Here is a 24,530-nt window from a genome sequence, read left to right as displayed (position 1 = left end):
ATGACAGAAAGTTTTGCCGGATCGGTTTATCGAGGGTAAGTTGCGCGCCGGTTTTGTTGCCGGGCAACAACTTTGGGCCCAACTATTTAAGAGGACCTCCACTTGCCAATTTCTTTATTTCGCAAAGCCATGCTGGTGGGTGCAGGTATCACGCTGACGTTGAGCGTGCAGGCCGCACCGACTGTGCATATTTATAACTGGTCGGATTACATCGGCACCGACACCCTGGCCAACTTCGAAAAGGCCAGCGGCATCAAGCCTGTGTATGACGTGTTTGATTCCAACGAAACCCTGGAAGGCAAGCTGCTGGCCGGGCGTACCGGTTACGACGTGGTGGTGCCGTCCAACCACTTCCTGGGCAAGCAGATCAAGGCCGGGGCGTTCCAGAAACTCGACAAGTCATTGCTGACGAATTACGCCAACCTCGACCCGGCGCTGCTCAAACGCCTGGAAAAGAATGACCCCGGCAACCAGTACGCCGTGCCGTACCTGTGGGGCACCAATGGCATCGGCTACAACGTCGATAAAGTGAAGGAAGTGCTGGGCGTCGACCATATCGATTCCTGGGCCGTGCTGTTCGAGCCGGAGAACATGAAGAAGCTGGCGACCTGCGGTGTGTCGTTCATGGACTCGGCGGATGAAATGCTGCCGGCGGTGCTCAATTACATGGGCCTGAACCCTAACAGTACGAACCCGGACGATTACAAGAAGGCCGAAGAGAAGCTGCTGAAAGTGCGGCCGTACGTGACCTACTTCCATTCTTCCAAATACATTTCGGACCTGGCCAACGGCAACATCTGCGTGGCGGCAGGTTTCTCCGGCGATGTGTTCCAGGCCAAGGCCCGCGCGGCGGAGGCCGGCAAGGGCGTGAACATCGCCTACACGATTCCGAAAGAAGGCGGCAACCTGTGGTTCGACGTGCTGGCCATCCCCAAGGATGCCACCAACGTCAAAGAGGCCCACGCCTTCATCAACTATTTGCTGCAACCTGAGGTGATCGCCCAGGTCAGTGATTACGTCGGTTACGCCAACCCTAACCCAGGGGCGGACAAGCTGATGGAGCAATCGATACGCACGGACGAGGCGGTTTACCCACCGCAGGCGGTACTCGACAGGACATTCGTCAACTTCGAGCTACCCCCGAAAGTGCAACGTTTGATGACCCGTAGCTGGACCAAGGTCAAGACGGGCAAGTAAGGCTCAACCTATCCAAGGTTCGTCCGTATTGGACGTTCTGCACTCTTTTTTTCTGGGAGTTTCGTAAATGGCAGTTGCCTCCGGCGCCTATAAGAAAGCCCTCGAAGGGGACCAGACACCGAAGAAGGTGCTGGTCAAAATCGACCGGGTCACGAAGAAGTTCGACGAGACGATTGCCGTGGACGATGTGTCCCTGGAAATCAAGAAAGGCGAGATCTTCGCCCTGCTCGGCGGTTCGGGTTCGGGCAAGTCCACCTTGCTGCGCATGCTCGCCGGTTTCGAGCGCCCGACTGAGGGCCGTATCTACCTCGACGGCGAAGACATCACAGACATGCCGCCCTACGAGCGGCCGATCAACATGATGTTCCAGTCCTACGCCTTGTTCCCACATATGACCGTGGCTCAGAACATCGCCTTCGGCCTGCAACAGGACAAGATCCCCAAGGCCGAGATCGACGCCCGCGTGGCCGAGATGCTCAAGCTGGTGCAGATGAGCCAGTACGCCAAGCGCAAGCCGCACCAGTTGTCCGGCGGTCAGCGTCAGCGTGTGGCCCTGGCCCGTTCCCTGGCCAAGCGCCCGAAACTGTTGCTGCTCGATGAGCCCATGGGCGCTCTCGACAAGAAGCTGCGTTCGCAGATGCAGCTGGAACTGGTGGAAATCATCGAGCGCGTCGGCGTGACCTGCGTGATGGTGACCCACGACCAGGAAGAGGCCATGACCATGGCCGAGCGCATTGCGATCATGCACCTGGGCTGGATCGCCCAGATCGGCAGCCCGATCGACATCTACGAAACGCCAACCAGCCGTCTGGTGTGCGAGTTCATCGGCAACGTCAACATCTTCGACACCCAAGTGGTCGATGACGCCGAAGGCCACGCGGTGCTCAAGTGCCCGGACCTGGACCGCGACATCTACGTGGGCTACGGCATCGCCACTTCGGTGGAAGACAAGTCGGTGACCTACGCGATTCGCCCGGAAAAACTGCTGGTCACCACCGAAATGCCGACCTGCGAGCACAACTGGTCCAGCGGCAAGGTGCACGACATCGCCTACCTGGGCGGCCACTCGGTGTTCTACGTGGAGCTGCCGAGCGGCAAACTGGTGCAGTCCTTCGTTGCCAACGCCGAGCGTCGTGGGCAGCGGCCGACCTGGGGTGACCAGGTCTACGTGTGGTGGGAAGACGACAGCGGCGTGGTACTTCGCTCATGAACATGAAGAAGCTCAAGCGCCGCCTGCAACGAATAACGCCCAGTGGCCGTCATGCGGTCATTGGCATTCCCTTCCTGTGGCTGTTCCTGTTCTTCATGCTGCCGTTCTTCATCGTCCTGAAGATCAGTTTTGCCGAAGCCGACGTCGCGATTCCGCCGTACACCGAGATCTACACGTTCGTTGAGCAGAAACTGCAGTTGGTGCTCAACCTGGGCAACTACGCGATGCTCGGCGACGACGAGTTGTACATCGCCGCGTACCTGGGCTCGCTGAAAATGGCGTTCTTCAGCACGCTGCTGTGCCTGCTGATCGGTTACCCGATGGCCTACGCCATTGCCAGTGCGCGCAAAGAGATGCAGACCGTGCTGGTGCTGCTGATCATGATGCCGACCTGGACCGCGATCCTGATCCGCGTGTATGCGTGGATGGGCATTCTCAGCAATAACGGCCTGCTCAATGGCTTCCTGATGTCCATGGGGTTGATCAACGAACCGCTGCAGATCCTCAACACCAACATCGCGGTGTACATCGGCGTGGTCTATTCGTACCTGCCGTTCATGATCCTGCCGCTGTACGCCAACCTGGTGAAGCACGATCAGAGCCTGTTGGAAGCCGCATCCGACCTGGGTTCGAGCACCTTCAACAGCTTCTGGAAGATCACCGTGCCGCTGTCCAAGAATGGCATCATCGCCGGCTGCATGCTGGTGTTCATCCCGGTGGTGGGCGAGTTCGTGATCCCGGAACTGCTGGGCGGCCCGGAAACCCTGATGATCGGTAAAGTGTTGTGGCAAGAATTCTTCAACAACCGTGACTGGCCGGTGGCCTCTGCCCTGGCGGTGGTGATGCTGGCGATCCTGATCGTGCCGATCATCCTGTTCAACCGCAGCCAAGCCAAAGAGATGGAGGGCAAGATATGAAGCGCTTCAGTTTCTCGAGTTTCATGCTGGTGGCGGGGTTGTTGTTTATCTACCTGCCGATGCTGATCCTGGTGATCTACTCGTTCAACGAATCCAAGCTGGTGACGGTGTGGGGCGGTTGGTCGATCAAGTGGTACGTAGGCCTGCTGGACAATACCCAGTTGATGGGCTCGGTGGCGCGCTCCCTGGAAATTGCCTGCTACACGGCGGTGGCCGCAGTGGCGTTGGGTACGTTGGCGGCCTTCGTGCTGACGCGCATCAGCCAGTTCAAGGGCCGCACGCTGTTCGGCGGCCTGGTGACCGCGCCGTTGGTAATGCCGGAAGTGATCACCGGTCTGTCGCTGTTGCTGCTGTTCGTGGCCATGGCACAGATGATCGGTTGGCCCCAGGAGCGTGGCATCGTCACCATCTGGATCGCCCACACCACGTTCTGTGCGGCGTATGTGGCGGTGGTGGTGTCGGCGCGCCTGCGTGAGCTGGACCTGTCGATCGAAGAGGCGGCGATGGACCTGGGGGCGCGGCCGTGGAAGGTGTTCTTCCTGATCACCATCCCGATGATCGCGCCATCGTTGGCGGCGGGCGGCATGATGTCGTTCGCACTGTCCCTGGATGACCTAGTGCTGGCGAGTTTCGTGTCGGGTCCGGGGTCGACCACCCTGCCGATGGAAGTGTTCTCGGCGGTGCGCCTTGGGGTTAAGCCTGAGATCAACGCCGTGGCCAGCCTGATTCTGTTGGCAGTGTCGCTGGTGACCTTCCTGGTGTGGTTCTTCAGCCGTCGTGCCGAAGAACACCGCAAGAAAGCCATCCAGCAAGCGATTGAAGAAGCGGCGGCAGATGGCTGGAAACAGCCGGACAAGCGCCGGGCGCCTGCACCGGTCTGATCCGGATCAAACTGTGGGAGCGGGCTTGCTCGCGAATACGGTGTATCAGTCACCAGATGTATCGACTGATCCAACGCATTCGCGAGCAAGCCCGCTCCCACATTTGATTGCGTTTCAGGCTGATTAAGCCGTCCAGGGGGATGTGCGGATGACCTCGACAAAATTCATCGGCTTGAACCCCGGCTCCTGATCCACCAAGACATCCGTCTTCACGTTGCCAAACGTGGTCTGCGGGCGATGGCGCAAGCCGTCGGCAAAGGCGCAGATAATGCACTCCTTGAACCCTTCACCGCGTGGGTGCGCATGCACCACGGCTTCGCGCTGCACGGTTGAAAACGCGGCGTAGTCCATGCCCAGCACGTCCATTTCCACACCGGCCGTCACCAGCGCCACGGTCGGGCGCAGATGCTGCGGCACGCCCGGCGTGGTGTGCAGGGCGATGGATAGCCACACCTGTTCGATATCGTCATCGCTCAGCCCGTAAGGCTTGAGGAAGGCAGCGGCGGCGTTGGCACCGTCGACTTCGAAGCGCTCGTTGTCACTGCGATGACCTTCGACCAGGCCCAGGTCGTGGAACATCGCGCCGACGTAGAGCAACTCCGGGTTGTAGGCGAGTTGCTTGCGTTCGCCGCTCAAGGCGCCGAACAGAAAGACCCGGCGGGAGTGGTGGTAGAGCAGGTCCGATTCGACGTCGCGGATGTATTCGGTGGTGGCTTTGGCCAGGGCGCTGTCCGGGATCTGGATGCCGGCGATGGTGGTGCTCATGGGTGTTCTCCTCTGTAAAGTCCCCAGTCTGGTCGCGCGCCAGTCAGGGGGCTATCGCGGCGAGGGAGCGATGTCGGCCAATGTGCCGTCACATCGTGCCAGCGCCAGGCACGCTCACATGTGGGAGCTGGCTTGTCGGATCGCCGCATTGCTGCGATAGCGTCACCTCGGTATACCTGATGGACCGAGTCGCCAGCATCGCGGGCAAGCCCGGCTCCCACAGGGTTTGCGTCCGCCCGGATATAAAGGGTTACCCATGCATAAAACCGTCGCCATTCTGATCTTTCCTGGCGTCCAGTCGCTGGACGTGACCGGCCCCCTGGATGTGTTCTGCGAGGCCAATCGTTTTCTGTCGCCGCAGGATCATTACCAACTGGACGTCATCGGTCTGGGCCACGGCAGCATGGCGGCCTCCAACGGCCTGTCATTGCAGGCCCATCGGCATTACAGCGAGGCCTTGCAAGCCTATGACCTATTGCTGGTCGCCGGCGGCCCGCAGTTGCCGTTCGAAGACTTCGGTGCCGAATTTGATGACTGGCTGCGCAGCGCCACTGCTCGCGCGCAACGCTTCGGCTCGATCTGCAACGGCGCCTTCATGCTGGCGCGCGCCGGGCTGTTGGATGGCAAAACCGTCACCACCCATTGGAATGACGCGGCCGATCTGGCGCGCCTGTGCCCCACGGCCCAGGTCGACGCCGACCGCCTCTACGTGCAGGACGGCAACCTCTACACATCGGCCGGGGTCACGGCGGGCATCGATCTGTCGCTGTATCTGCTGGCTCAGGACCACGGCCCGGAAGTCGCACTGAGCGTGGCCAAGCGCCTGGTGGTGTTTACCCAGCGGTCGGGCGGGCAGTCGCAGTTCAGCCCGTTTCTCACGCCCCACGCCGAAACCACCTCGGCAGTGGCGCTGGTGCAGCTGTACGTGTTGGCGAACCTCACCGGGGATTTGACCATTGCCGACCTGGCCAAGGCGGCCAATATGAGCGCGCGCAATTTCTCTCGGGTGTTTGCCCGTGAGGCGCGGATCACACCGGCGGAATTTGTCGAACGGGCGCGGGTTGACGCGGCGCGGGTCATGCTCGAAAGCAGCCGCGCGCCGCTCAAGACCGTCGCCTATCAATGCGGCTTTCGCGACGCCCAGCACATGCGCAGTGTGTTCAACCGCAGGCTGGGCGTCACGCCGCAACAGTTCCGGCTTAATTTTGCGGCGCCGGTTTGAACGTGTCGTAGGCTTCCAGCGCGCGCAACGAGTAGATATATGCCGCACCCGCATTCAGCGAGATGGCGGTGGCCAGTGTTGCGGCGACTTCTTCACGGGTGGCACCGGCCTTGATCGCAGCATCCGCATGCACACCGATGCAGCCATCGCAGCGAGTGGTGATGGCCACGGCGATGGAAATCAGTTCACGGGTCTTGGCGTCGAGCACGTTGTTTTCCTCGGCAGCCTCGCCCAGCGCCATGTAGGCTTTGACCATCTTCGGGTTGCTCTTGCCCAGCGCGCCAAAGGCTTTCTTCACGGTAGGCAGCAAGTCGGACCAGTTATTGAACATTGCGGTAACTCCTGAACGAGGGTTGGTGTGGAACCAGTCTCTTCCGTTCGGGGGCGGCGTTATTGTTCAATCCGCTCATCTTTTTGACCGATGCTCGCAAATGAATTCGATCGACACGCTCATCGCGCTGGCCAACCTGCGCGGCAGTCTGGATTTACGGTGTCAGTTTCAAGGGGAATGGGCGCTGGACCACCCGCCGGAGAGCCTCGGCGTGGCGCCTTACCACATCGTGCTCAGCGGCACCTGTCGTGCCGAGTTGTCCGGCGGGCAGCACGTGACGCTGGAGGAGGGTGACATCCTGCTGATGCCTGGCGGTGCCACTCACTTGTTGCGCAGTCAGGGCGCGCGGATTCGGCCGGTACAACCCAAGGTGATTGAAGGCGGCGTACTCAAAGTGCACCGCCTGGGCGGTGACCGACCGGACTTGGACATGCTGTGTGGCAGCTTCCACTACAACCGCCAGTCACTGCTGCTCGGCGCGTTGCCGGAGTACCTGGTGGTGTCCAGCCGAGAGTGGCAGGGCGACGGCCAACTGGCGGCGTTGATCGCGTTATTGCGCAGCGAGGCGGACGGCCAGCAACTGGGCGCGCGCTCCTTTATCGATGCGTTGTCATCGGCGCTGTTCACCCTGATCCTGCGCACCTGGCTGGCCCGCCAGACACCTGTTGCCGGCACCTTCGCGTTGCTCGTCGACAAGCGCCTGAGCAAGGCCTGGCAAGCCATGCTGGCCGATCCGGGGCATGAGTGGACCATCGACAGCCTGGCGGCTGCCGCGACGATGTCACGCGCCACCTTCATGCGGGCGTTCGTGAAGGTGGCGGGCGTGTCGCCGTGGGGGCTGTTGACGCAGTTGCGCATGGAGCTGGCCTTCAACCTGTTGCGCCAGTCGCACCTGAGCCTGCTGGATATCGCCACCCAGGTGGGCTACCAGTCCCAGGCGGCGTTCAGCAAGAAATTCAAAGAGACCTATGGCGAGGCGCCGGGGCGCCTGCGTTCATCGGGCGGGTAGCAGCTTGAGGATGCCACGGGTGTTGGCGGTCACTTCCTCATCGGTGAAGTGCGCCTGTTCGTAGCCGCCCTCGATGTAGGTTTCCGCCTGGTCGCCATAGTGTCGGTCAAATGGCACGCCGCTTTGGCCGACCGGGTTGATGGTCAATGCGTGTGCTACATCGGCGAAATCGATCAAGCGGCGAGTCGAAGGTCCGTAGGTAACGGGCCACGGTGCCGGACCGATATTGGCCGATTGGTTGTTCGGCACTTCGTGGGTGCCTGGCGCCGGGAACGGGCCAACATTGACGATCAGGTCCAACGGTTTCTGCGAGCCCAGTGGGTGGCCGTGGGTCAGGGTATGGGCCTTGCCCCACTGCCATTGGCTCGGGTCATCGCCAAAGGTGGCCTTTAGGTGCGCGAGGCTGTTGTCCCAGGCAAGCTTGACGGTTTCGGCGCGCTTGCCGTCCCACCATGGTGAATCCGGCGCGGCGGCCAGGCGTGGGAGGGCGGCGTCGATCACGCGGGTGCCGAGCAGGGTCTTGAACAGATTGTCGCCGAGCTTCGGGTGGAAGGCAGCGTCGGCCAGGTTGAACAGGAACTGGTTGAACAGGGTGGCGCTGGTGGAGTCCAGCGGATAGTCACCCTTCCAGCTTGCAAGCTGCTCCACCAGTTTCAGTTGCGCCGGGTCCTTGACCGCCTCGCGCAGCACCGGCAACAGCGGCGCCAGCAGGCGCGGGCCGAAGGCGGTGGTGGTGCCGAGCTGCAAGGCCTGGCTGTTGTTTACATCCCACTTCACGCTCTTGTCGCTCAATTGCGCGTTCAACTGCTGACCACGGTCGGCGAGGTTGTAGTAACCGGGGATCTCCAGGCCAGTCGGCGAGACGGGCTGGGCGTTGGCCGACACCACGTAACCGCGTACCGGGTTTTCTTCCTGGGGGTTGGCGCTGAAGGGGTAGAAGCCCAGCTTGTCGGCCTGGGCGGTGCTGCCGTCGAGTATAAAACCGGCGTTGACCCCGGCTGGACGAATCGGCAACTGCGCCGCCGCCCACCAGCCGATATCGCCCTTGGTATTGGCCCACACGATGTTCAGCCCCGGCGCAGACACCTTGGCTGCTGCCGCACGGGCCTTCACCAGGGTGTCGGCGCGGTTGAGCTGGTAGAAACCTTCAAGGATCGGGTTCTGGGTATCGAGGAATGCCCACCACATGGCAATCGGTGTCTTGCCGGCGTTCTCGCCCAGCACGTCATTGATGATCGGGCCGTGGGGTGACTGGCGCAGGGTCAGCGTCACCGGCGCCTGGCCCTTCACGGCGATCTGTTGTTCGGTGCGGGTCATGTCGACCCACTGGTCGTGGTACCAGACTTGGTTGGGGTCATCGGGGTTGACCTTCTCGGCGATCAGGTCGAGGTCATCGTTCTGGAACATGGTCAGGCTCCAGCCGAAATCCAGGTTGTGCCCCAGAAACGCCACCGGCACCAGTGCGTTGTGATAGCCATACAGCTCGAAACCCGGCGCCGACAGCTGCGCCTCGTACCACACCGATGGCACCGAGAAACGGATGTGCGGGTCACCCGCCAGCAACGGTTTGCCGCTTTTGGTGCGGTTGCCGCTGATGGCCCAGGCGTTGCTGCCTTCGAACTGCGGCAGGCCGTTGTCGGCCAGGGCCTGTTCGCTCAGGGAGGCAATGGCGCCGAGGGTCTGCCAATCGCTGGCGGCGAGGTTGAGGGCGCCCTTGGGCTGCCAGTCCAGGTCGAAGACTTTCAGGTAATCGCTGCCCAGTTGGTCGCGGATGTAAGTCAGCACCGGCTCGGTACGAAACGCTGCGGCAAAGCTGTAGGCCATATACCCGGCGACGCTGATGGTGTCCTCAGCGGTAAACGGCCGCTTGGGGATGCCCAGCACGTCGAACTCCATGGGGCGGGCGTGGCCGTCCTGATATTGGTTGATCCCGTCCAGATAGGCTTGCAGGGCCTTCCAGTGCGCCGACTCATGGTCAAGTTGCGCTACATAAGTGGCCGCGCGGTCGCGAATGCGCAGGCTGCGAAACAGCTTGTCGGTGTCCAGCACCTTGGGCCCAAGCACCTCGGCCAGCTCGCCACGGGCCAGGCGCCGCATGATCTCCATCTGGAACAGCCGGTCCTGGGCGTGCACATAGCCCAGGGCGCGGTACAGGTCGGTCTCGTTCTCGGCTTGAATGTGCGGCACGCCACGGTCGTCGTAACGCACCGTGACCGAGCCTTGCAGGTTGGCCAGTGTGACCGTGCCCTGGCGGGTGGGCTGCTTGCTGTACACGTACCAACCGGCACCGAGGGCGACCAGCACGACAAGAACCGCGAGAACCCGCAAGACGCGCTTCATGAACATTCCTTACCAAGAGTGGGGGGCGATTTAAGAGCCTTTTGGCCACGAACAATAGCAGCCCACCGCCAGGGTGTGCGTGGCATTTACCTCACGTCCTGTTTCAAGGGCCTTCAAGATCGGCTCAATAAAACTGTTGCTGGAATTACACGTGAGGCCTTCGCTGTAGGGCCCGAAATACGCGAGCTTGCCGCTGCGATCCCAGATGCCTACGGCCGGGCTGGCCGGCACCTGCTCGGCGCCGGGAAGGGCGGTGAGGGTTTTCATCGTGCGCAGGTTGTCGGGCAATTGGCCGTGGCTGCCGGGTTTTTGCAGGGCGTAGAACTCGACCCCCTGGGGCGCGTATTGCTCGATCAATTCGCTCAGGTGCTGCTGGTTGCCGACGTTGCACGGGCAGGCCGGGTCCCAGAAGTGCACCAGGCGGATCGGGCCGGGGCCGGCGAGGTTGGCAGGCAACTTCAATGGGTCGCCGGAAAACACCGCCGTGTGCTCGCTGAAGGCACGCAGGTAGCGGCCCTGGAACCAGTCATACGCCGCCCACAGCATGCCGGCGCAGATAATCAGGATCAGGCTGGCAAATAAGGCGGTGCGGTAGGGCTGTCGCATTCAGATGTATCCTCGAAGGTCGCGTAGCTTGCCATGCTTGTCCTGACAGATGAATATCGCAGCTCGATATTCATCTTTGCCGCAAGTCTGGAAGCCTTTATGCCCGTTACCTTTGACCCTGATCATCTGCGCGAAAGCTTGCGACCCCTGGTGGATGCGCAACCGCTTTCAGCCGAGGCGCGGGTCTATCAGCGTTTCTACGGGCTGGACCAGGCCGTGAGCCGCCTGGGGCGCTTCGAGGTGGATGGATTTGAGGTGGTGGCGCAAGTGTGGTGGCCGCCCACGCCGGTGGCGACGATGTTCATGTTCCACGGTTTCTACGACCACATGGGGCTGTATCGCCATGTGCTGAAGTGGGCGCTTGACCAGGGCTTCGTGGTGATCGCCTGCGATTTGCCGGGGCACGGTCTGTCCAGTGGCGTGCGTGCCAGCATCGATGATTTTGCGGTGTATCAACAGGTGTTGCAGGCGCTGTTTGCCCAGGCGCAAGCCCTGCAACTGCCGCAACCCTGGCACCTGTTTGGGCAAAGTACCGGCGGTGCGGTGGTGGTGGATCATCTGCTCAACCATGGCGCCGACAGCCCTGCCCAGGGCAAGACCTTCCTGCTGTCACCCCTGGTGCGGCCACGTGCCTGGGGATGGTCGCAGGTCAGCTATTACCTGCTGCGCCCGTTCGTCAAAGGCATCGCACGGCGATTCAGCGAGAACACTAACGACCCGGCGTTCAAGCCGTTCCTGGAAGCCGACCCGCTGCAGCCGCGCCAATTGCCTACCGCCTGGGTGGGCGCCCTGGCGCGCTGGATCAAACGCATCGAAGCCGCACCGCGCAGTGCCCGGCGGCCGGTGATCGTTCAGGGTGAGGAAGACATGACGGTGGACTGGCAGCACAACCTGCAAGTGTTGCGCGGCAAGTTCGACCAGCCCGAGGTGTTGATGCTGCCGCGTGGCAGGCATCATTTGGCGAATGAGATTCCGCAGATTCGCGATGAGTACTTTAAGTACCTGACGGATCACCTGACGTCATAAGGTGTAAATGCGGGAACGGGCTACGGCGTCAGGCTTGAGGTGCTCTGGCCGACCGCCAAGCCGGCGCGAATGGCTGCAAGGGCGGCTTGGTAATACGCTTTGCCCTCCGGGGACTCGGCAAACGTCGCGAACTCTTCCAGCTCTGGGTCGGACAAATCCCGGTAGACATACAGCAGCGTGTTGTTCAGATCCTTGTCGATCTGCTGCATCAACCGCTCGCGCTGGCCGTTCAGCATGCCTTGGGCTTGTCCACCCCCCAACAGGCCGGGAATCATCTGGCTCAGGCTATCGGCCGCCACACCGGCAATCGCCAGGCTGACTTCCGCGCCTGCTTCACGGGCCGGCAGGGCCTGGGCCAGATGACCGATGATCAGGCTGCGAGTAGCGTCGGCTTCGATTTTCGGCAGGCCCTGGGCGTTCTTCGCCAGTTGGTCGCGACGGGTGGCGAGCAGCTCGGCGGCGACAATCTTGCGGCCCAGGGGCGATTGAAAAAACGCCAGGGCAGGCTTGGGGTCTGCGAGGTTCTTGCGCAATTGCGCTTCAGCGCGCTGGTCCACGGCCTGGGCGGCGAAGCGTTTATTGCTGTTGTCCACCAGCGCCTGGTACACCGCTGGCGGCAGGCTGTTGCGGTAGCGTTGCTGGGCAGCATTGAGAGCGTCATTAAAATGCGCACGTTGTTCGGCCCAGCCGGCGACCTTGTACAACTGGTCATGGCCGTCTGCCCAGGCGGGCAAAACGCAGAACATCAGCAAGGAAAAAAACAAACGACGCATATGGACTCCTGTCAGTCGGCCACTATTGTCCGTGTCGGGCGTAGGATTTGTCGAGAAGTCCTATCAGTCACCTGACTAAAGTGTATTCAGACGCCCGGCGGCTCTGTCGGATTCACAGGCGTATGGATACTATGCGCGCCATGCAAATACCCCTCGATCACCCCTTGCTGCAACGTATTGTCGACGACCTGGCCGAGAAGGGCTGGTCCCGGCAGAACGGCTTCCTGCCCCAGGCTCTGACACTGGAACTGGCGGCTGAGTGCCGTAAACGTGCGGCAGAGGGTGAGCTGGCCCCGGCGGCGGTGGGGCGTGGCCCGGCCCAGGAGATTCGCGAAGGTATTCGCGGTGATCATATCCAGTGGCTGGAGGACGGTGACGCGGCGGTCTGCGACACCTATATGGCGCTGATGGACAGCCTGCGCCTGGCGATGAACCGCAGCCTTTTCCTGGGCCTGGAAGATTTCGAAAGCCACTTCGCGATGTACCCGCCAGGGGCGTTTTACCTCAAGCACCTGGACCGCTTCCGCGACGATGACCGACGCATGGTCTCGGCGGTGATTTACTTGAACGACGCCTGGCTGCCCGAACATGGCGGCCAATTGCGCATGTACCTCAAGGACGGCGTCGAATACGATGTGGTGCCCACCGGCGGTTGCCTGGTGGTGTTCCTGTCGGGCGAGGTGCCCCATGAAGTCATGCCCGCCACGCGCGAACGCCTGTCCCTGACAGGGTGGTTTCGTCGGCGGGGCAACGAGCCGTTTTAAACATGGAAAAGATTCTGGTCAGCCGTTGCCTGCTGGGGCACAAGGTTCGCTACGACGGCGGGGCCAGCGGGCCGTTCGATCCGTTGGCCGCGTGGCAGGCCGAGGGGCGTGTGGTTGCGATCTGCCCGGAAGTATCAGGTGGTTTGCCGACGCCCCGACCCGCTGCCGAAATACCCGGCGGGCAAGGTGTGGATGTCTGGGAGGGCCGCGCCCAGGTGCTGACCGCCGAGGGCGAAGATTTCAGCGCCGCGTTCCTTGACGGTGCTCGCCAGGCCCTGGCGCTGGTGCAGTGCCACAACATCCGCATCGCCGTGCTCAAGGCCAATAGCCCGTCGTGCGGCAACCTGCACACCTACGACGGCACGTTCAGCGGCGTGAAGGTGACAGGCGAGGGCGTGACGGCGGCGTTGCTCAAGCAGCATGGTGTGCAGGTGTTCAGTGAGTTGGAGTTGCCCGAGGCGGCAGCGGCTCTGACGCAGCTAACGAAACCTGTATAGATCAAATGTGGGAGCTGACCGAATCAAATCCGAAAAATTACTGCGCCTTGGCGACGGGCTTCTCGTCTTCAAACCACTTCTGCGCCAACGCCTTCAATCGGCCATCGGCCTTCACACGCCCCAGCGCCTTATCCAAACTCGCCTTGAACGCCGGATTGCCCTTCTGGAACGGAATCGCCAGCTCAGGCTTCTCGCTGTAAGGCTCACTGAAATCGAACCGATCCTGCAACTCGGCAGTCATAGCGATATGGTTGATGGCCACGTCGTACTTGCCGGTTTCCACGCCCGGCAGCAGGTCAGCGTCATCGGTGGTAATAAATGACGGGCGCACGTCCATCTCTTTAGCCAGTTGTTCACCCAACTCCACTTCGAAGCCGGTGAGTTTGTCGCCTTCCTTGAAGTTGAACGGCGGGGTGTTGGCTTCAAGGGCAATGCGCAGTTCGCCACGGTCGAATACATCATCGATCAGTTCGGCATGAGCCAAGGGGCTCAGAAGGGGCAGCAGCAGTAACAGGCCAGGCGAAAAGCGCATGGTCACTCCTAGAGATTTTTAATGTGCGAGGCGCCGTTCAGCATCGCTTTGCTATGGTGTTGAGTGCCTTGGACAGCAATTTGTCGCGAAGTTGTCATAACCCTACAGATTTCACAGAAAAACTGGAGAAGCGAATGAAAGCCCTTTTGTCCCGTGCAACCCTGACCTCCCTGCTGTTGGGTGCTTCCATGCTGGCCACAGCCGCCGACGGTATCCCGCGCAGCGCGCCACCTGAAGGCGCCAAAGTATTTATCGTGTCGCCAAAAGACGGCGCCACCGTCGACAAGACCTTCACTGTCAAATTCGGCATGGAAGGCCTGAAACTGGCCCCGGCCACTGACCAGGAACCCGGCACCGGTCATCACCACCTGCTGGTCGACCAGAAAGCCCTGCCTGACGCCAGCGTGCCGATCCCGGCCACCGACACCGTGATCCACTACGGCAAGGCCCAGACTGAAACCGAACTGACCCTCACCCCAGGCAAACACACCTTGCAGCTGGTCGCCGGCGACAAATTGCACATGCAGTTCAACCCGACTGTAGCCTCGAAAGTGATCACGGTTAACGTTAAGTAAGATTTGTTCAGATGCAAAAAAGGGAGCCCGAGGGGCTCCCTTTTTCGTGGTGCGGTTGAAGCGTTAGAACAACACGCGGCTACGGATGGTGCCGTTGATGTGCTGCAGTTTCTCTTGCGCCAAGTCCGAGTACTCGGCATCGACGTCGATCACCACGTAGCCGACCTTCTCGTTGGTCTGCAGGAACTGACCGGAGATGTTGATGCCGTTTTCCGCGAAGACCTTGTTGATCTCCATCATCACGCCAGGGATGTTCTGGTGGATGTGCAGCAGACGGTGCTTACCAGGGTGAGCCGGCAGGGCCACTTCCGGGAAGTTCACGGACGACACCGAGGTACCGTTGTCGCTGTACTTGACCAGCTTCTCCGACACTTCCAGGCCGATGTTGGCCTGGGCTTCAGCGGTGGAGCCGCCGATGTGCGGGGTCAGGATCACGTTGTCCAGGCCACGCAGCGGGCTTTCGAAGATGTCGTCGTTGGAGCGAGGCTCCACCGGGAACACGTCGATAGCGGCGCCGATCAGGTGCTTGTCCTTGATCGCGTCGGCCAGGGCGTCCAGCTCGACCACGGTGCCACGGGCAGCGTTGATCAGGATGCCGCCTTTCTTGATGGCGCGGATTTCCTTCTCGCCGATCATCCACTGGGTCTCAGCGGTTTCCGGAACGTGCAGGGTCACGATGTCGGACATGCCCAGCAGCTCGGTCAGGCTGGCCACTTGAGTGGCGTTGCCCAATGGCAGCTTGGTCAGGGTGTCGTAGAAGAACACCTGCATGCCGAGGCCTTCAGCCAGGACCGACAGCTGAGTACCGATCGAGCCGTAACCGACGATACCCAGCTTCTTGCCGCGGATTTCGAAGGAGTTGGCTGCGCTTTTGATCCAGCCGCCACGGTGGCAGGAAGCGTTCTTCTCAGGAATGCCGCGCAACAGCAGGATGGCCTCGGCCAATACCAGCTCCGCAACGGAACGGGTGTTGGAGTACGGTGCGTTGAACACCGCGATGCCGCGCTCGCGCGCTGCGTTGAGGTCGACCTGGTTGGTGCCGATGCAGAAACAGCCGACCGCCACGAGTTTCTTGGCGTGATCGAAGATCTCTTCGGTCAGCTGAGTGCGGGAGCGAATGCCGATAAAGTGCGCGTCGGCGATCTTTTCCTTGAGTTGGGCTTCCGGCAGAGAACTGGTGATGTACTCAATGCTGGTGTACCCGGCGGCTTTCAGAACGTCGACAGCCGATGGGTGGACGCCTTCCAGAAGAAGGAACTTGATCTTGCTCTTATCGAGAGAAGTCTTGCTCATCTGCGTAAACCTGTATCCCGGAGAAAAATGGCAGGGAATCGAGCAGCACAAGCTGACCCGGACGGCAGGAAAGCCGTCACCGCAGAAACGCCCTTGGGCTCTGTCCTGCGGGGGCGGTATGCTAGCATACGCGCCCCGCTAAACACCTATTCCTGCGACGTGAAGCGTTCTCAGGATGACCATGAATTGTTCGAGAGTTCTGTCGATGACCCATCCTGCCCTGATTGATGAGCTAAAGACCCTGGTTGAGCCCGGCAAAGTGCTGACCGATGCTGACTCCCTGGAGGCTTACGGCAAGGATTGGACCAAGCACTTCGCACCCGCGCCGACCGCCATCGTGTTTCCCAAGACCACTGAGCAGGTCCAGGCCATCGTGCGTTGGGCCAATACCCACAAGGTGGCGTTGGTGCCATCGGGCGGGCGTACCGGCTTGTCGGCCGCTGCTGTGGCGGCCAATGGCGAGGTGGTCGTGTCGTTCGACTATATGAACCAGATCCTCGACGTGAACCTTACCGACCGCACCGCCGTGTGCCAGCCGGGGGTGGTTACCAAGCAATTGCAGAACGTCGCTGAAGAAAACGGCCTGTACTACCCGGTGGACTTCGCGTCGTCCGGTTCCAGCCAGATTGGCGGCAATATCGGCACCAATGCCGGCGGGATCAAGGTGATTCGCTACGGCATGACCCGCAACTGGGTAGCCGGCATGAAAGTCGTCACCGGCAAGGGCGACGTGCTGGAGTTGAACCGCGACCTGATCAAGAACGCCACCGGCTACGACATGCGCCAGCTGTTCATCGGCGCGGAAGGCACCCTGGGCTTTGTGGTCGAAGCCACTATGCGCCTGGACCGCGCGCCGAAAAACCTCACCGCGATGGTGCTGGGCACGACCGACTTCGACTCGATCATGCCGGTGTTGCACGCCTTTCAGAGCAAGCTGGACCTGACCGCCTTCGAATTCTTCTCCGACAAGGCCTTGGCCAAGGTCATGGGCCGTGGCGACGTGCCGGCGCCGTTCGAAACCGAGTGCCCGTTCTACGCGCTGCTGGAATTCGAAGCCACCACCGAAGAAGTCGCCAACCACGCGCTGGAAACCTTCGAACATTGCGTGGAGCAGGGCTGGGTGCTGGACGGCGTGATGAGCCAGAGCGAAACCCAACTGCACAACCTGTGGAAACTGCGCGAGTACATCTCCGAGACCATTTCCCACTGGACCCCGTACAAGAACGATATCTCGGTGACTGTCTCCAAAGTGCCGGCGTTTTTGAAGGAAATTGACGCGATCGTCGGTGAACACTACCCCGACTTCGAAATCGTCTGGTTTGGCCACATCGGCGACGGCAACCTGCACTTGAACATCCTCAAGCCGGAAAACCTGAGCAAGGATGAGTTCTTCGCCAAATGCGCCACCGTGAACAAGTGGGTTTTTGAAACCGTCGAAAAGTACAACGGTTCGATCTCCGCCGAACATGGTGTGGGCATGACCAAACGTGACTACCTGACTTACAGCCGCTCGCCGGTTGAAATCGAATACATGAAGGCAGTGAAAGCCGTGTTCGACCCGAACGGAATCATGAACCCTGGCAAGATCTTCGCTGTTTAATCGCCTTGAAGGAGTCGTTCCATGAACTACCAGCACAAGTATGTCGACGGCACCAACATCCACTTTCCAGTCGGCAAAGTGGTGTGTATCGGGCGTAACTACGCCGAACATGCCAAGGAACTGGACAACCCGGTCCCGACCGAGCCGCTGCTGTTCATCAAGCCAGGCAGCTGCGTGGTGCCGCTGGAAGGCGGTTTCAGCATCCCGACCGAACGCGGTTCGGTGCATTACGAAGCGGAAATCGCGGTATTGATCGGCAAGCCACTGTCGACCAAGCCCAGCCGCGAGGAAGTGCTCGACGCCATCTCCGGCTTCGCTCCAGCCTTGGACCTGACCCTGCGCGACAAGCAGGCCGAGCTGAAAGCCAAGGGCCTGCCGTGGGAAATCGCCAAGTCCTTTGACGGTGCGGCCGTTATCGCACCGTTCGTGGTGGGCAGCACCTTCCCGGACGTGACCGACATCGGCATCCGCCTGAGCATCAATGGCGAAGTGCGCCAGGATGGCAACAGCGCGCAGATGCTCAACCCGATCGTCCCGATGATCCAGCACATGGCCGGCTGCTTCTCTCTGCAGGCAGGCGATGTGATCCTCACGGGCACCCCGGCCGGTGTGGGCCCGCTGAATGTGGGCGATGAGCTGGTGTTGGAGTTGTCAGGTGTGAACCGCTTCGAAAGCAGCGTGCGTTAAACGCAGCACACCGCTCAACTGTGGGAGCTGGCTGCCTGCGATAGTATCGGCGGGGTGTCACTGACACGCCGCGTCGTCTGCATCGCGGGCAAGCTCGACGCCCACAGGGTTTATGTGCAGCCGCCCATTGCGTGCTTTTGCATTTTTTTCACACGCCATCCGGATAATCCTTCAGGCTTGAGCGCGCGGTTCCGCTGAACCTGTGCTATCACCTAACGCTGATTTCCCGGATAAAGTGCCCAATGGCCGTGCCCCTGCCTACCGTCACCCCCAAGTTGCGTTCCCGTTTTGCCCTGCGCTGGTATTCATGGCTGTTTCTCGCCGGGGCCATTGTGTATGGCATCGCCTGGGCCATGCACTGGGATGATCGCGGCGTGCTGTGGATGCTGGAGCGTTTTGAAACGCCGGCCGAACGCCAGGAAAGCGTATGGCTGCCGGACTATCACGCGGTCATCGACGCCAAGTTGCTGCCGGGCATGGAGAAGGACGAAGCCTCGGACCTGGCCTACAACCCCCAGACCAAGACCCTGTTCTCCGTCATGGGCAAAAATCCGTTCCTGGTCGAGCTGACCCTGCAAGGCGATGTGCTGCGCAAGATGCCGCTCAATGGCTGGAACAACCCCGAAGGGCTGACGGTGCTGGAAAACGGCCTGATGGCCGTGGTCGATGAGCGCCAGCACAGCCTGACCATCGTCAAGGTCGACGCCGCTACCACGGCGCTGAACAAGGCCGACTTCCAGAGCTATGACCTGGGCCCGTCCAAGGACCAGAACAAAGCCTTTGAAGCCATCACTTGGGACAAGCGCAACCAGCAGTTGGTGCTGGGTGAAGAGCGTCCACCGGCATTGTTTACCTGGAAAAGCGACGGCAGCCAGACCCTGACGGGCAACAAGGTGAAACAGGTCACCAGCGAGCTGGACATGCGTAACCTCTCCGCACTCGCTGTCGACCCGCGCACCGGGCATCTGCTGGCGTTGTCGGCCGACTCCCATCTGTTGCTGGAGCTGGACGAGAAGGGCGAGCAAGTCAGTTTCATGACGTTGCTTGGTGGCTTCAATGGCCTGAAAGACACGATTCCCCGTGCCGAAGGGGTGACCATGGACGAGGACGGCACGCTGTACATGGTCAGTGAGCCCAATCTGTTCTATCGCTTCGAAAAGCAGAAATAGCGGATCAATTACGTCGGATGTTTCTCTATGAGCGGCATTCGCCAGACATCAGGGCGTGTTTAAGTTTAAATTCAGACGGGCGTGATATTCATTCGCCACTTTTGACTTTGAGCCCGCCCGATGCGACGACTAGCCCGCCCCAAACCCCTCTTCTTCACGCTTGCATTGATCGCCCTGGTCAGCGCCGGGGTCGTTGCACAGCATTTTCGCCTGTTCGAGCGCGCCTGGTTCAACTGGCAGGCGTGGCGCCAGCCGACTAATGAGCGTTCCATCGGCCTGGCGGATTACCGGGTGGCGCTGGAGGCTCAGGTAATCGAGGGCCTTGATGACGATGTGTCGGCCTTGACCTACGATCCGGTACGCAAAAGCCTGTTCACCGTCACTAACAAAAACGCCGAGCTGATCGAGCTGTCCTTGGAGGGCAAGATTCTGCGGCGTATTCCCTTGGTGGGGTTTGGCGATGCCGAAGCCGTGGAGTTCATCAGCGACAACATTTATGTCATCAGCGATGAACGCCAGCAGCGGCTGATCAAGGTGCATGTGAACGACGACACTCAGTTCCTCGACGCCGCCGATGCCGAGCAAATGACCCTGGGCGTGCACGTCGGTGGCAACAAGGGCTTTGAAGGCCTGGCCTACGATTCGGTGGGCAAGCGCCTGTTCGTGGCCAAGGAGCGCGACCCGATGTTGATCTACGAGGTTCACGGCTTTCCCCACTTCAAACCGGAAAAAACCTACTCGGTACACGTGATCAACAACCCCAAGCGTGACGCCGGACTGTTTGTGCGCGACCTGTCGAGCCTGCAATATGACGAGCGCAGCGGCCATTTGCTGGCGCTGTCTGATGAGTCGTTTCTGGTGCTGGAACTGGATATCGACGGTCGCCCGTTGAGCAGTCTGTCACTGCTGAACGGGCGCCATGGCCTGAAGAAGCGGGTTCCGCAGGCCGAAGGGATCGCCATGGATGACGAGGGCGCGTTGTACCTCGTCAGCGAGCCGAACCTGTTCTATGTGTTCAAAAAACCGAGTTCCTGAACACACGGCTGAACCAATGTGGAGCCGGCTTGCTTAGGCCTTGAGGGTTTTCACGCCTTCGGGGGTGCCCAGCAGCAACACATCGGCCGGGCGCGCCGCGAACAAGCCGTTGGTGACCACGCCGACGATCGCGTTGATCTGAGTTTCCAGCTCGACCGGGTTGGTGATCTGCATGTTGAACACGTCGAGGATGATGTTGCCGTTGTCGGTCAAGACACCTTCGCGGTACACCGGGTCGCCGCCCAGTTTCACCAGCTCGCGGGCCACGTGGCTGCGGGCCATCGGAATCACTTCCACCGGCAGCGGGAACGCGCCGAGCACCGGCACCAGCTTGCTGGCATCGGCGATGCAGATAAAGGTCTTGGCCACGGCTGCGACGATCTTCTCGCGGGTCAGGGCCGCGCCGCCGCCCTTGATCAGGTTCAGGTGTTCGTCGCTTTCATCGGCGCCGTCGATGTAGAACTCCAGGTCGCTCACGGTGTTGAGCTCGTACACCGGAATGCCATGGCCCTTCAGGCGTGCGGCGGTGGCTTCGGAGCTGGCCACGGCGCCGTCGAATGCGCCCTTGTGCTGGGCCAGCGCATCGATAAAGCAGTTGGCGGTGGAGCCGGTGCCGACACCGACGATGCTCTTGTCGTCGAGTTTAGGAAGGATTAAATCGACAGCGGCCTGGGCCACTGCCTGTTTGAGTTGATCCTGGGTCATGCGGGCTCCGGAACGGGCGGGGAGTTATCGAGGGGCGCGAGTATAACCCAACAAAACCTCTGGATTCGTGTGGTCGCCCGCCCAAACGCTGGGTTAGACTCCTTGGCCCTGCCCAACCCGCCCAGTGATATCCGCCGATGCTTGAACAGTACGTCAAAAAGATCCTCACCTCGCGCGTTTACGACGTTGCCGTAGAAACCCCGTTGCAGACCGCCCGTCAGCTCTCCGAGCGGCTGGGCAACCAGGTCTGGCTCAAGCGTGAAGACTTGCAGCCGGTGTTCTCGTTCAAGATTCGCGGCGCCTATAACAAGCTGACCCAATTGACCGCTGAAGAGCGTGCGCGCGGCGTGGTCACAGCGTCGGCCGGCAACCATGCCCAGGGCCTCGCCCTGGCCGCCAAGGTGCTGGGGGTCAAGGCCACCATCGTGATGCCCAAGACCACGCCTGAGATCAAGGTCGAAGGCGTGCGTTCGCGTGGCGGCAAAGTGGTGCTGCATGGTGATTCCTTCCCGGAAGCCCTGGCCTACTCGCTGAAACTGGTCGACGAAAAAGGCTACGTCTACATCCACCCCTACGACGATCCACACACCATTGCCGGGCAGGGCACCGTGGCGATGGAAATCCTGCGTCAGCATCCAGGGCCTTTGGACGCGATTTTCGTCCCGGTGGGCGGTGGTGGGCTGATCGCCGGTATTGCGGCGTATGTGAAGTACCTGCGCCCGGATATCAAGATCATCGGCGTGGAGCCAGACGATTCCAATTGCCTGCAAGCCGCCCTGGCGGCGGGCGAGCGCGTGGTGTTGCCGACCGTCGGCATCTTTGCCGATGGCGTGGCGGTGGCGCAGATCGGCCAGCACACCTTCGACATCTGCAAGGACTATGTGGATGAAGTGATCACCGTGAGCACCGATGAAATCTGTGCGGCGATCAAGGACATCTACGATGACACCCGTTCGATCACCGAGCCGGCAGGGGCATTGGGCGTGGCCGGGATCAAGAAGTACGTCGAGACCCGTGGCGTCACCGGGCAGACCCTGGTGGCGATCGACTCCGGCGCCAACGTCAACTTCGACCGCTTGCGCCATGTGGCCGAGCGCGCGGAGCTGGGTGAGGGCCGCGAAGCCATCATCGCCGTGACCATTCCCGAGAGGCCCGGTAGCTTCAAGGCGTTCTGCGAGGCCGTGGGCAAGCGCCAGATCACCGAATTCAACTACCGCTTTCACTCCGGCAGCGAAGCACACATCTTTGTCGGCGTGCAGACCCACCCGGAAAACGACCCGCGCAGCGCGCTGATCGCCAGTCTCACCCGCCAGGGTTTCCCCGTGCTGGACCTGACCGAGAACGAGCTGGCCAAGTTGCACATCCGCCATATGGTCGGTGGCCATGCAGCCCACGTCAGTAATGAAGTGGTGTTTCGCTTCGAATTCCCGGAGCGTCCGGGGGCCTTGTTCAACTTTCTTAACAAATTGGGCGGGCGCTGGAACATATCGATGTTCCACTATCGCAACCACGGCGCGGCCGACGGTCGTGTGGTCGCTGGGCTGCAAGTGCCGGCGGACGAGCGTCACCTGGTGCCGGCGGCCCTGGAAGCCATCGGCTATCCGTACTGGGATGAGAGCGATAACCCGGCCTACACACTGTTCCTCGGTTGAGCGACTACGCTGATTGGGGCGGCCTTTAAGGAAGACGAGACATGGAAACGCTGACCACCCTGAAAGTTATCCACATCGCGGCCACGGTATTGCTGCTGCTCAGCGGCCTGGGCCTGGCATTGCTCGCCTGGCGCAAACGCAGCGCCGGCCCGGCAGTGACCGTGCAGCGCCCGTGGGCGTTCGTCTGGTTGTTGATGGGCGTGTGTGTGGTGAGCATGCCGTTTACCGGCTGGTGGCTGGTGCACCTGATCGGTTGGCCGCTGGGGCAGACCTGGATCCTGGGCTCCAGCATCCTCTACAGCGTGGCGGCGCTGGCCTGGTTCTGGCTGGTGGCGCGGCTCAATCGCCTGCGCAAAGGCGAGGGTGGTAGCTTGAACTTCACGCTGGTGCTGGCGGTGGTCAGCCTGGTGGGGTTCGTGGCGATTGCCGGGTTGATGGGCGCCAAACCCGTTTAGATGAGCGCTTACCTGCTGCTGAAAACCCTGCATATCCTATCGTCGACGATCCTGTTCGGGCTGGGCGCGGGCTCGGCTTACTACGCGCTGCGCGCTTGGCGCACTGGCAACGTGGAAGTGATCGCCGTGACCTTCAAGCACCTGGTATTCGCCGACTGGGCGTTTACCGCGACCACGGCGGTGTTCCAGCCGTTGAGTGGCATCGGCTTGATGTACCTGGCGGGCTGGTCGCTGCAGCAGAGCTGGCTGCAATGGACGTTCGGCTTGTATGGGTTGGCGGGGATCTGCTGGCTGCCGGTGGTGTGGTTGCAGATTCGCGTACACAAGATGGCGGAGCAGGCGTTGCGGGAGGGTACGGCAATGCCGATCAAGGCCGCGACGTACATGCGCTGGTGGTTTGGCCTGGGGTGGCCGGCGTTTCTCGCGTTTGTGGCGATTTTCTACTTGATGGTCGCCAAGCCTATGTAGGGCTTGGGACCGTGTCGACTTCATCGCAGGCACGCCAGCTCCCACACTTGACCGAGTTCCAGCATGAGAATGCGGTCAAAATGGGGGAGCGGGCTTGCTCGCGAAGGCGTCATCAGCTGCGCAGGGTAATCACCGGCCAGCCACGCTTCTCGGCCTCAGCCCGCAAATTCGGATCCGGATCCACTGCCACTGGATGAGTCACTTGCTCCAGCAGCGGTAAATCATTCATCGAGTCACTGTAGAAGTAGCTGCCTTCCAGGCTGTACCCGGTTTCTTCCAGCCAACGATTCAAGCGCGTCACCTTGCCCTCGCGAAAGCACGGCACGTCAGTGCTGCGGCCAGTGTAGCGGCCGTTTTCCATCTCGCATTCGGTGGCGATCAGGGTTTCCACGCCCAAGCGTGCGGCAATCGGCGCGGTGACGAAACGGTTGGTGGCGGTGATGATCACCAGCTTGTCACCGGCGGCGCGGTGTTTGGCCAGCAGTTCAGTGGCCAGCGGCAGCAGGATCGGCTCGATGCAGTCACGCATATAGTCGTTGTGCCACTCTTCCAACTGGGCCATCTCGGTGCGGCCGAGGATTTCCAGGCAAAAGTTCAGGTAGGCAGCGTTGTCCAGCTTGCCGGCCAGGTAATCCTGGTAGAACTCGTCGTTGCGGGCCTTGTAGGCAACCGAGTCGAGAATCCCACGTTCACAGAGGTAATCGCCCCAGGCGTGGTCGCTGTCACCGCCGAGGAGGGTGTTGTCCAAGTCGAATAAAGCCAGGCGCATTGCAGTTACTCGCTGAAAAGTCTGTAAAAAGGCGTCCAGAATACGGTCTTTT

The 24,530-nt window shown here is 61.0% G+C and carries 26 protein-coding genes; 17 read left to right on the top strand and 9 right to left on the bottom strand.

Going from position 1 to position 24,530, the window contains the following annotated elements; all coding sequences use genetic code 11:
- Positions 1 to 102 precede the first annotated feature (102 nt).
- The 4 genes from PF1751_RS26560 (at position 103) to PF1751_RS26545 (ending at position 4,205) form a co-directional block, all read left to right on the top strand.
- Positions 103 to 1,197 carry a polyamine ABC transporter substrate-binding protein gene (locus tag PF1751_RS26560; RefSeq protein ID WP_010207338.1) on the top strand — a complete coding sequence of 365 codons (1,095 nt, stop codon included), beginning with the start codon at positions 103 to 105 and terminating at the stop codon, positions 1,195 to 1,197.
- 67 nt (positions 1,198 to 1,264) lie between these two features.
- The gene (locus PF1751_RS26555; protein WP_010207336.1) at positions 1,265 to 2,407 is read left to right on the top strand and encodes an ABC transporter ATP-binding protein; all 1,143 of its coding nucleotides are present in this window, start codon (positions 1,265 to 1,267) and stop codon (positions 2,405 to 2,407) included.
- Positions 2,404 to 3,324, top strand: coding sequence for an ABC transporter permease subunit (locus PF1751_RS26550; RefSeq protein WP_010207335.1), 921 nt, complete (start codon positions 2,404 to 2,406; stop codon positions 3,322 to 3,324). The genes PF1751_RS26555 and PF1751_RS26550 overlap by 4 nt, the downstream gene beginning before the upstream one ends.
- Positions 3,321 to 4,205 carry an ABC transporter permease subunit gene (locus PF1751_RS26545; protein WP_010207334.1) on the top strand — a complete coding sequence of 295 codons (885 nt, stop codon included), beginning with the start codon at positions 3,321 to 3,323 and terminating at the stop codon, positions 4,203 to 4,205. Before PF1751_RS26550 ends, PF1751_RS26545 begins: the two co-directional genes overlap by 4 nt.
- Before the next feature lie 123 nt (positions 4,206 to 4,328).
- Here PF1751_RS26545 and PF1751_RS26540 read toward each other — a convergent pair whose 3' ends face one another.
- Positions 4,329 to 4,970, bottom strand: a complete 642-nt coding sequence (locus PF1751_RS26540; RefSeq protein WP_010207332.1) for an HD domain-containing protein — start codon at positions 4,968 to 4,970, stop codon at positions 4,329 to 4,331.
- A gap of 256 nt (positions 4,971 to 5,226) precedes the next feature.
- On the opposite strand from PF1751_RS26540, the gene PF1751_RS26535 reads away from it, so the two are divergent.
- Complete coding sequence (locus PF1751_RS26535) at positions 5,227 to 6,192, top strand: GlxA family transcriptional regulator (RefSeq protein ID WP_010207330.1); 966 nt, start codon at positions 5,227 to 5,229, stop codon at positions 6,190 to 6,192.
- Here PF1751_RS26535 and PF1751_RS26530 read toward each other — a convergent pair.
- A complete protein-coding gene (locus PF1751_RS26530; protein ID WP_044288038.1) occupies positions 6,170 to 6,523 on the bottom strand; it encodes a carboxymuconolactone decarboxylase family protein in 354 nt (117 codons plus the stop codon). The genes PF1751_RS26535 and PF1751_RS26530 overlap by 23 nt on opposite strands.
- Positions 6,524 to 6,623: 100 nt before the next feature.
- On the opposite strand from PF1751_RS26530, the gene PF1751_RS26525 reads away from it, so the two are divergent.
- Positions 6,624 to 7,532 carry an AraC family transcriptional regulator gene (locus tag PF1751_RS26525; protein WP_010207329.1) on the top strand — a complete coding sequence of 303 codons (909 nt, stop codon included), beginning with the start codon at positions 6,624 to 6,626 and terminating at the stop codon, positions 7,530 to 7,532.
- Here the strand turns inward: PF1751_RS26525 and PF1751_RS26520 are convergent.
- Together PF1751_RS26520 and PF1751_RS26515 are read right to left on the bottom strand one after the other, a co-directional pair.
- Positions 7,518 to 9,872 carry a penicillin acylase family protein gene (locus tag PF1751_RS26520; protein ID WP_044288037.1) on the bottom strand — a complete coding sequence of 785 codons (2,355 nt, stop codon included), beginning with the start codon at positions 9,870 to 9,872 and terminating at the stop codon, positions 7,518 to 7,520. The two genes, PF1751_RS26525 and PF1751_RS26520, sit on opposite strands and share 15 nt — an antisense overlap.
- Before the next feature lie 30 nt (positions 9,873 to 9,902).
- On the bottom strand, positions 9,903 to 10,478 hold the full coding sequence (locus PF1751_RS26515) for a DUF6436 domain-containing protein (protein ID WP_044288035.1): 576 nt from the start codon (positions 10,476 to 10,478) through the stop codon (positions 9,903 to 9,905).
- Positions 10,479 to 10,577: 99 nt separating this feature from the next.
- On the opposite strand from PF1751_RS26515, the gene bipL reads away from it, so the two are divergent.
- The gene (gene bipL / locus PF1751_RS26510) at positions 10,578 to 11,504 is read left to right on the top strand and encodes a phospholipase BipL (RefSeq protein ID WP_010207326.1); all 927 of its coding nucleotides are present in this window, start codon (positions 10,578 to 10,580) and stop codon (positions 11,502 to 11,504) included.
- Positions 11,505 to 11,524: 20 nt separating this feature from the next.
- Here the strand turns inward: bipL and PF1751_RS26505 are convergent, their stop codons facing one another.
- A complete protein-coding gene (locus PF1751_RS26505) occupies positions 11,525 to 12,277 on the bottom strand; it encodes a DUF2059 domain-containing protein (RefSeq protein WP_021492644.1) in 753 nt (250 codons plus the stop codon).
- Between the two features lie 131 nt (positions 12,278 to 12,408).
- Here PF1751_RS26505 and PF1751_RS26500 point away from each other — a divergent pair, with 131 nt between their 5' ends.
- A complete protein-coding gene (locus PF1751_RS26500; protein WP_044288034.1) occupies positions 12,409 to 13,041 on the top strand; it encodes a 2OG-Fe(II) oxygenase in 633 nt (210 codons plus the stop codon).
- Positions 13,042 to 13,043: 2 nt separating this feature from the next.
- Positions 13,044 to 13,538, top strand: coding sequence for a 2-thiouracil desulfurase family protein (locus PF1751_RS26495; protein ID WP_021492646.1), 495 nt, complete (start codon positions 13,044 to 13,046; stop codon positions 13,536 to 13,538).
- Between the two features lie 37 nt (positions 13,539 to 13,575).
- On the opposite strand, the gene PF1751_RS26490 is transcribed toward PF1751_RS26495, so the two are convergent.
- Positions 13,576 to 14,070: a transporter substrate-binding domain-containing protein gene (locus PF1751_RS26490; protein ID WP_010207320.1), complete on the bottom strand. Its 495-nt coding sequence runs from the start codon at positions 14,068 to 14,070 to the stop codon at positions 13,576 to 13,578.
- A gap of 134 nt (positions 14,071 to 14,204) precedes the next feature.
- Here PF1751_RS26490 and PF1751_RS26485 point away from each other — a divergent pair, with 134 nt between their 5' ends.
- The gene (locus PF1751_RS26485; protein ID WP_010207318.1) at positions 14,205 to 14,645 is read left to right on the top strand and encodes a DUF4399 domain-containing protein; all 441 of its coding nucleotides are present in this window, start codon (positions 14,205 to 14,207) and stop codon (positions 14,643 to 14,645) included.
- A 63-nt stretch (positions 14,646 to 14,708) separates the two neighbouring features.
- Here the strand turns inward: PF1751_RS26485 and serA are convergent, their stop codons facing one another.
- Positions 14,709 to 15,938, bottom strand: coding sequence for a phosphoglycerate dehydrogenase (gene serA, locus PF1751_RS26480; protein WP_003195214.1), 1,230 nt, complete (start codon positions 15,936 to 15,938; stop codon positions 14,709 to 14,711).
- Positions 15,939 to 16,143: 205 nt separating this feature from the next.
- Here serA and PF1751_RS26475 point away from each other — a divergent pair, with 205 nt between their 5' ends.
- From PF1751_RS26475 to PF1751_RS26460, 4 genes are all read left to right on the top strand, one after another.
- Complete coding sequence (locus PF1751_RS26475; RefSeq protein ID WP_010207312.1) at positions 16,144 to 17,538, top strand: FAD-binding oxidoreductase; 1,395 nt, start codon at positions 16,144 to 16,146, stop codon at positions 17,536 to 17,538.
- 21 nt (positions 17,539 to 17,559) lie between these two features.
- Entirely contained in the window at positions 17,560 to 18,225 is a 666-nt protein-coding gene (locus PF1751_RS26470) for a fumarylacetoacetate hydrolase family protein (protein ID WP_010207311.1), read from the top strand.
- A 242-nt stretch (positions 18,226 to 18,467) separates the two neighbouring features.
- Positions 18,468 to 19,394 (top strand): SdiA-regulated domain-containing protein, encoded by a 927-nt coding sequence (locus PF1751_RS26465; protein WP_010207310.1) that lies wholly within the window; start codon positions 18,468 to 18,470, stop codon positions 19,392 to 19,394.
- Between the two features lie 120 nt (positions 19,395 to 19,514).
- Positions 19,515 to 20,429 (top strand): SdiA-regulated domain-containing protein, encoded by a 915-nt coding sequence (locus PF1751_RS26460; RefSeq protein WP_010207309.1) that lies wholly within the window; start codon positions 19,515 to 19,517, stop codon positions 20,427 to 20,429.
- 33 nt (positions 20,430 to 20,462) lie between these two features.
- Here PF1751_RS26460 and rpiA read toward each other — a convergent pair whose 3' ends face one another.
- A complete protein-coding gene (gene rpiA / locus PF1751_RS26455) occupies positions 20,463 to 21,134 on the bottom strand; it encodes a ribose-5-phosphate isomerase RpiA (RefSeq protein WP_010207308.1) in 672 nt (223 codons plus the stop codon).
- A gap of 137 nt (positions 21,135 to 21,271) precedes the next feature.
- On the opposite strand from rpiA, the gene ilvA reads away from it, so the two are divergent.
- The 3 genes from ilvA to PF1751_RS26440 are packed head-to-tail and all read left to right on the top strand — an operon-like array spanning position 21,272 to position 23,709.
- Entirely contained in the window at positions 21,272 to 22,786 is a 1,515-nt protein-coding gene (gene ilvA / locus PF1751_RS26450) for a threonine ammonia-lyase, biosynthetic (RefSeq protein WP_010207306.1), read from the top strand.
- Positions 22,787 to 22,827: 41 nt separating this feature from the next.
- Positions 22,828 to 23,241 (top strand): DUF2269 family protein, encoded by a 414-nt coding sequence (locus tag PF1751_RS26445; protein WP_021492649.1) that lies wholly within the window; start codon positions 22,828 to 22,830, stop codon positions 23,239 to 23,241.
- Positions 23,242 to 23,709 (top strand): DUF2269 family protein, encoded by a 468-nt coding sequence (locus PF1751_RS26440; protein ID WP_010207302.1) that lies wholly within the window; start codon positions 23,242 to 23,244, stop codon positions 23,707 to 23,709.
- 112 nt (positions 23,710 to 23,821) lie between these two features.
- Here PF1751_RS26440 and PF1751_RS26435 read toward each other — a convergent pair whose 3' ends face one another.
- Positions 23,822 to 24,478, bottom strand: coding sequence for a histidinol-phosphatase (locus PF1751_RS26435; protein ID WP_044288033.1), 657 nt, complete (start codon positions 24,476 to 24,478; stop codon positions 23,822 to 23,824).
- Between the last annotated feature and the right edge of the window lie 52 nt (positions 24,479 to 24,530).

The organism is Pseudomonas simiae, assembly GCF_000934565.1.
Classification (GTDB): domain Bacteria; phylum Pseudomonadota; class Gammaproteobacteria; order Pseudomonadales; family Pseudomonadaceae; genus Aquipseudomonas; species Aquipseudomonas simiae.
This window is presented reverse-complemented; position numbering and strand designations above follow the sequence as displayed.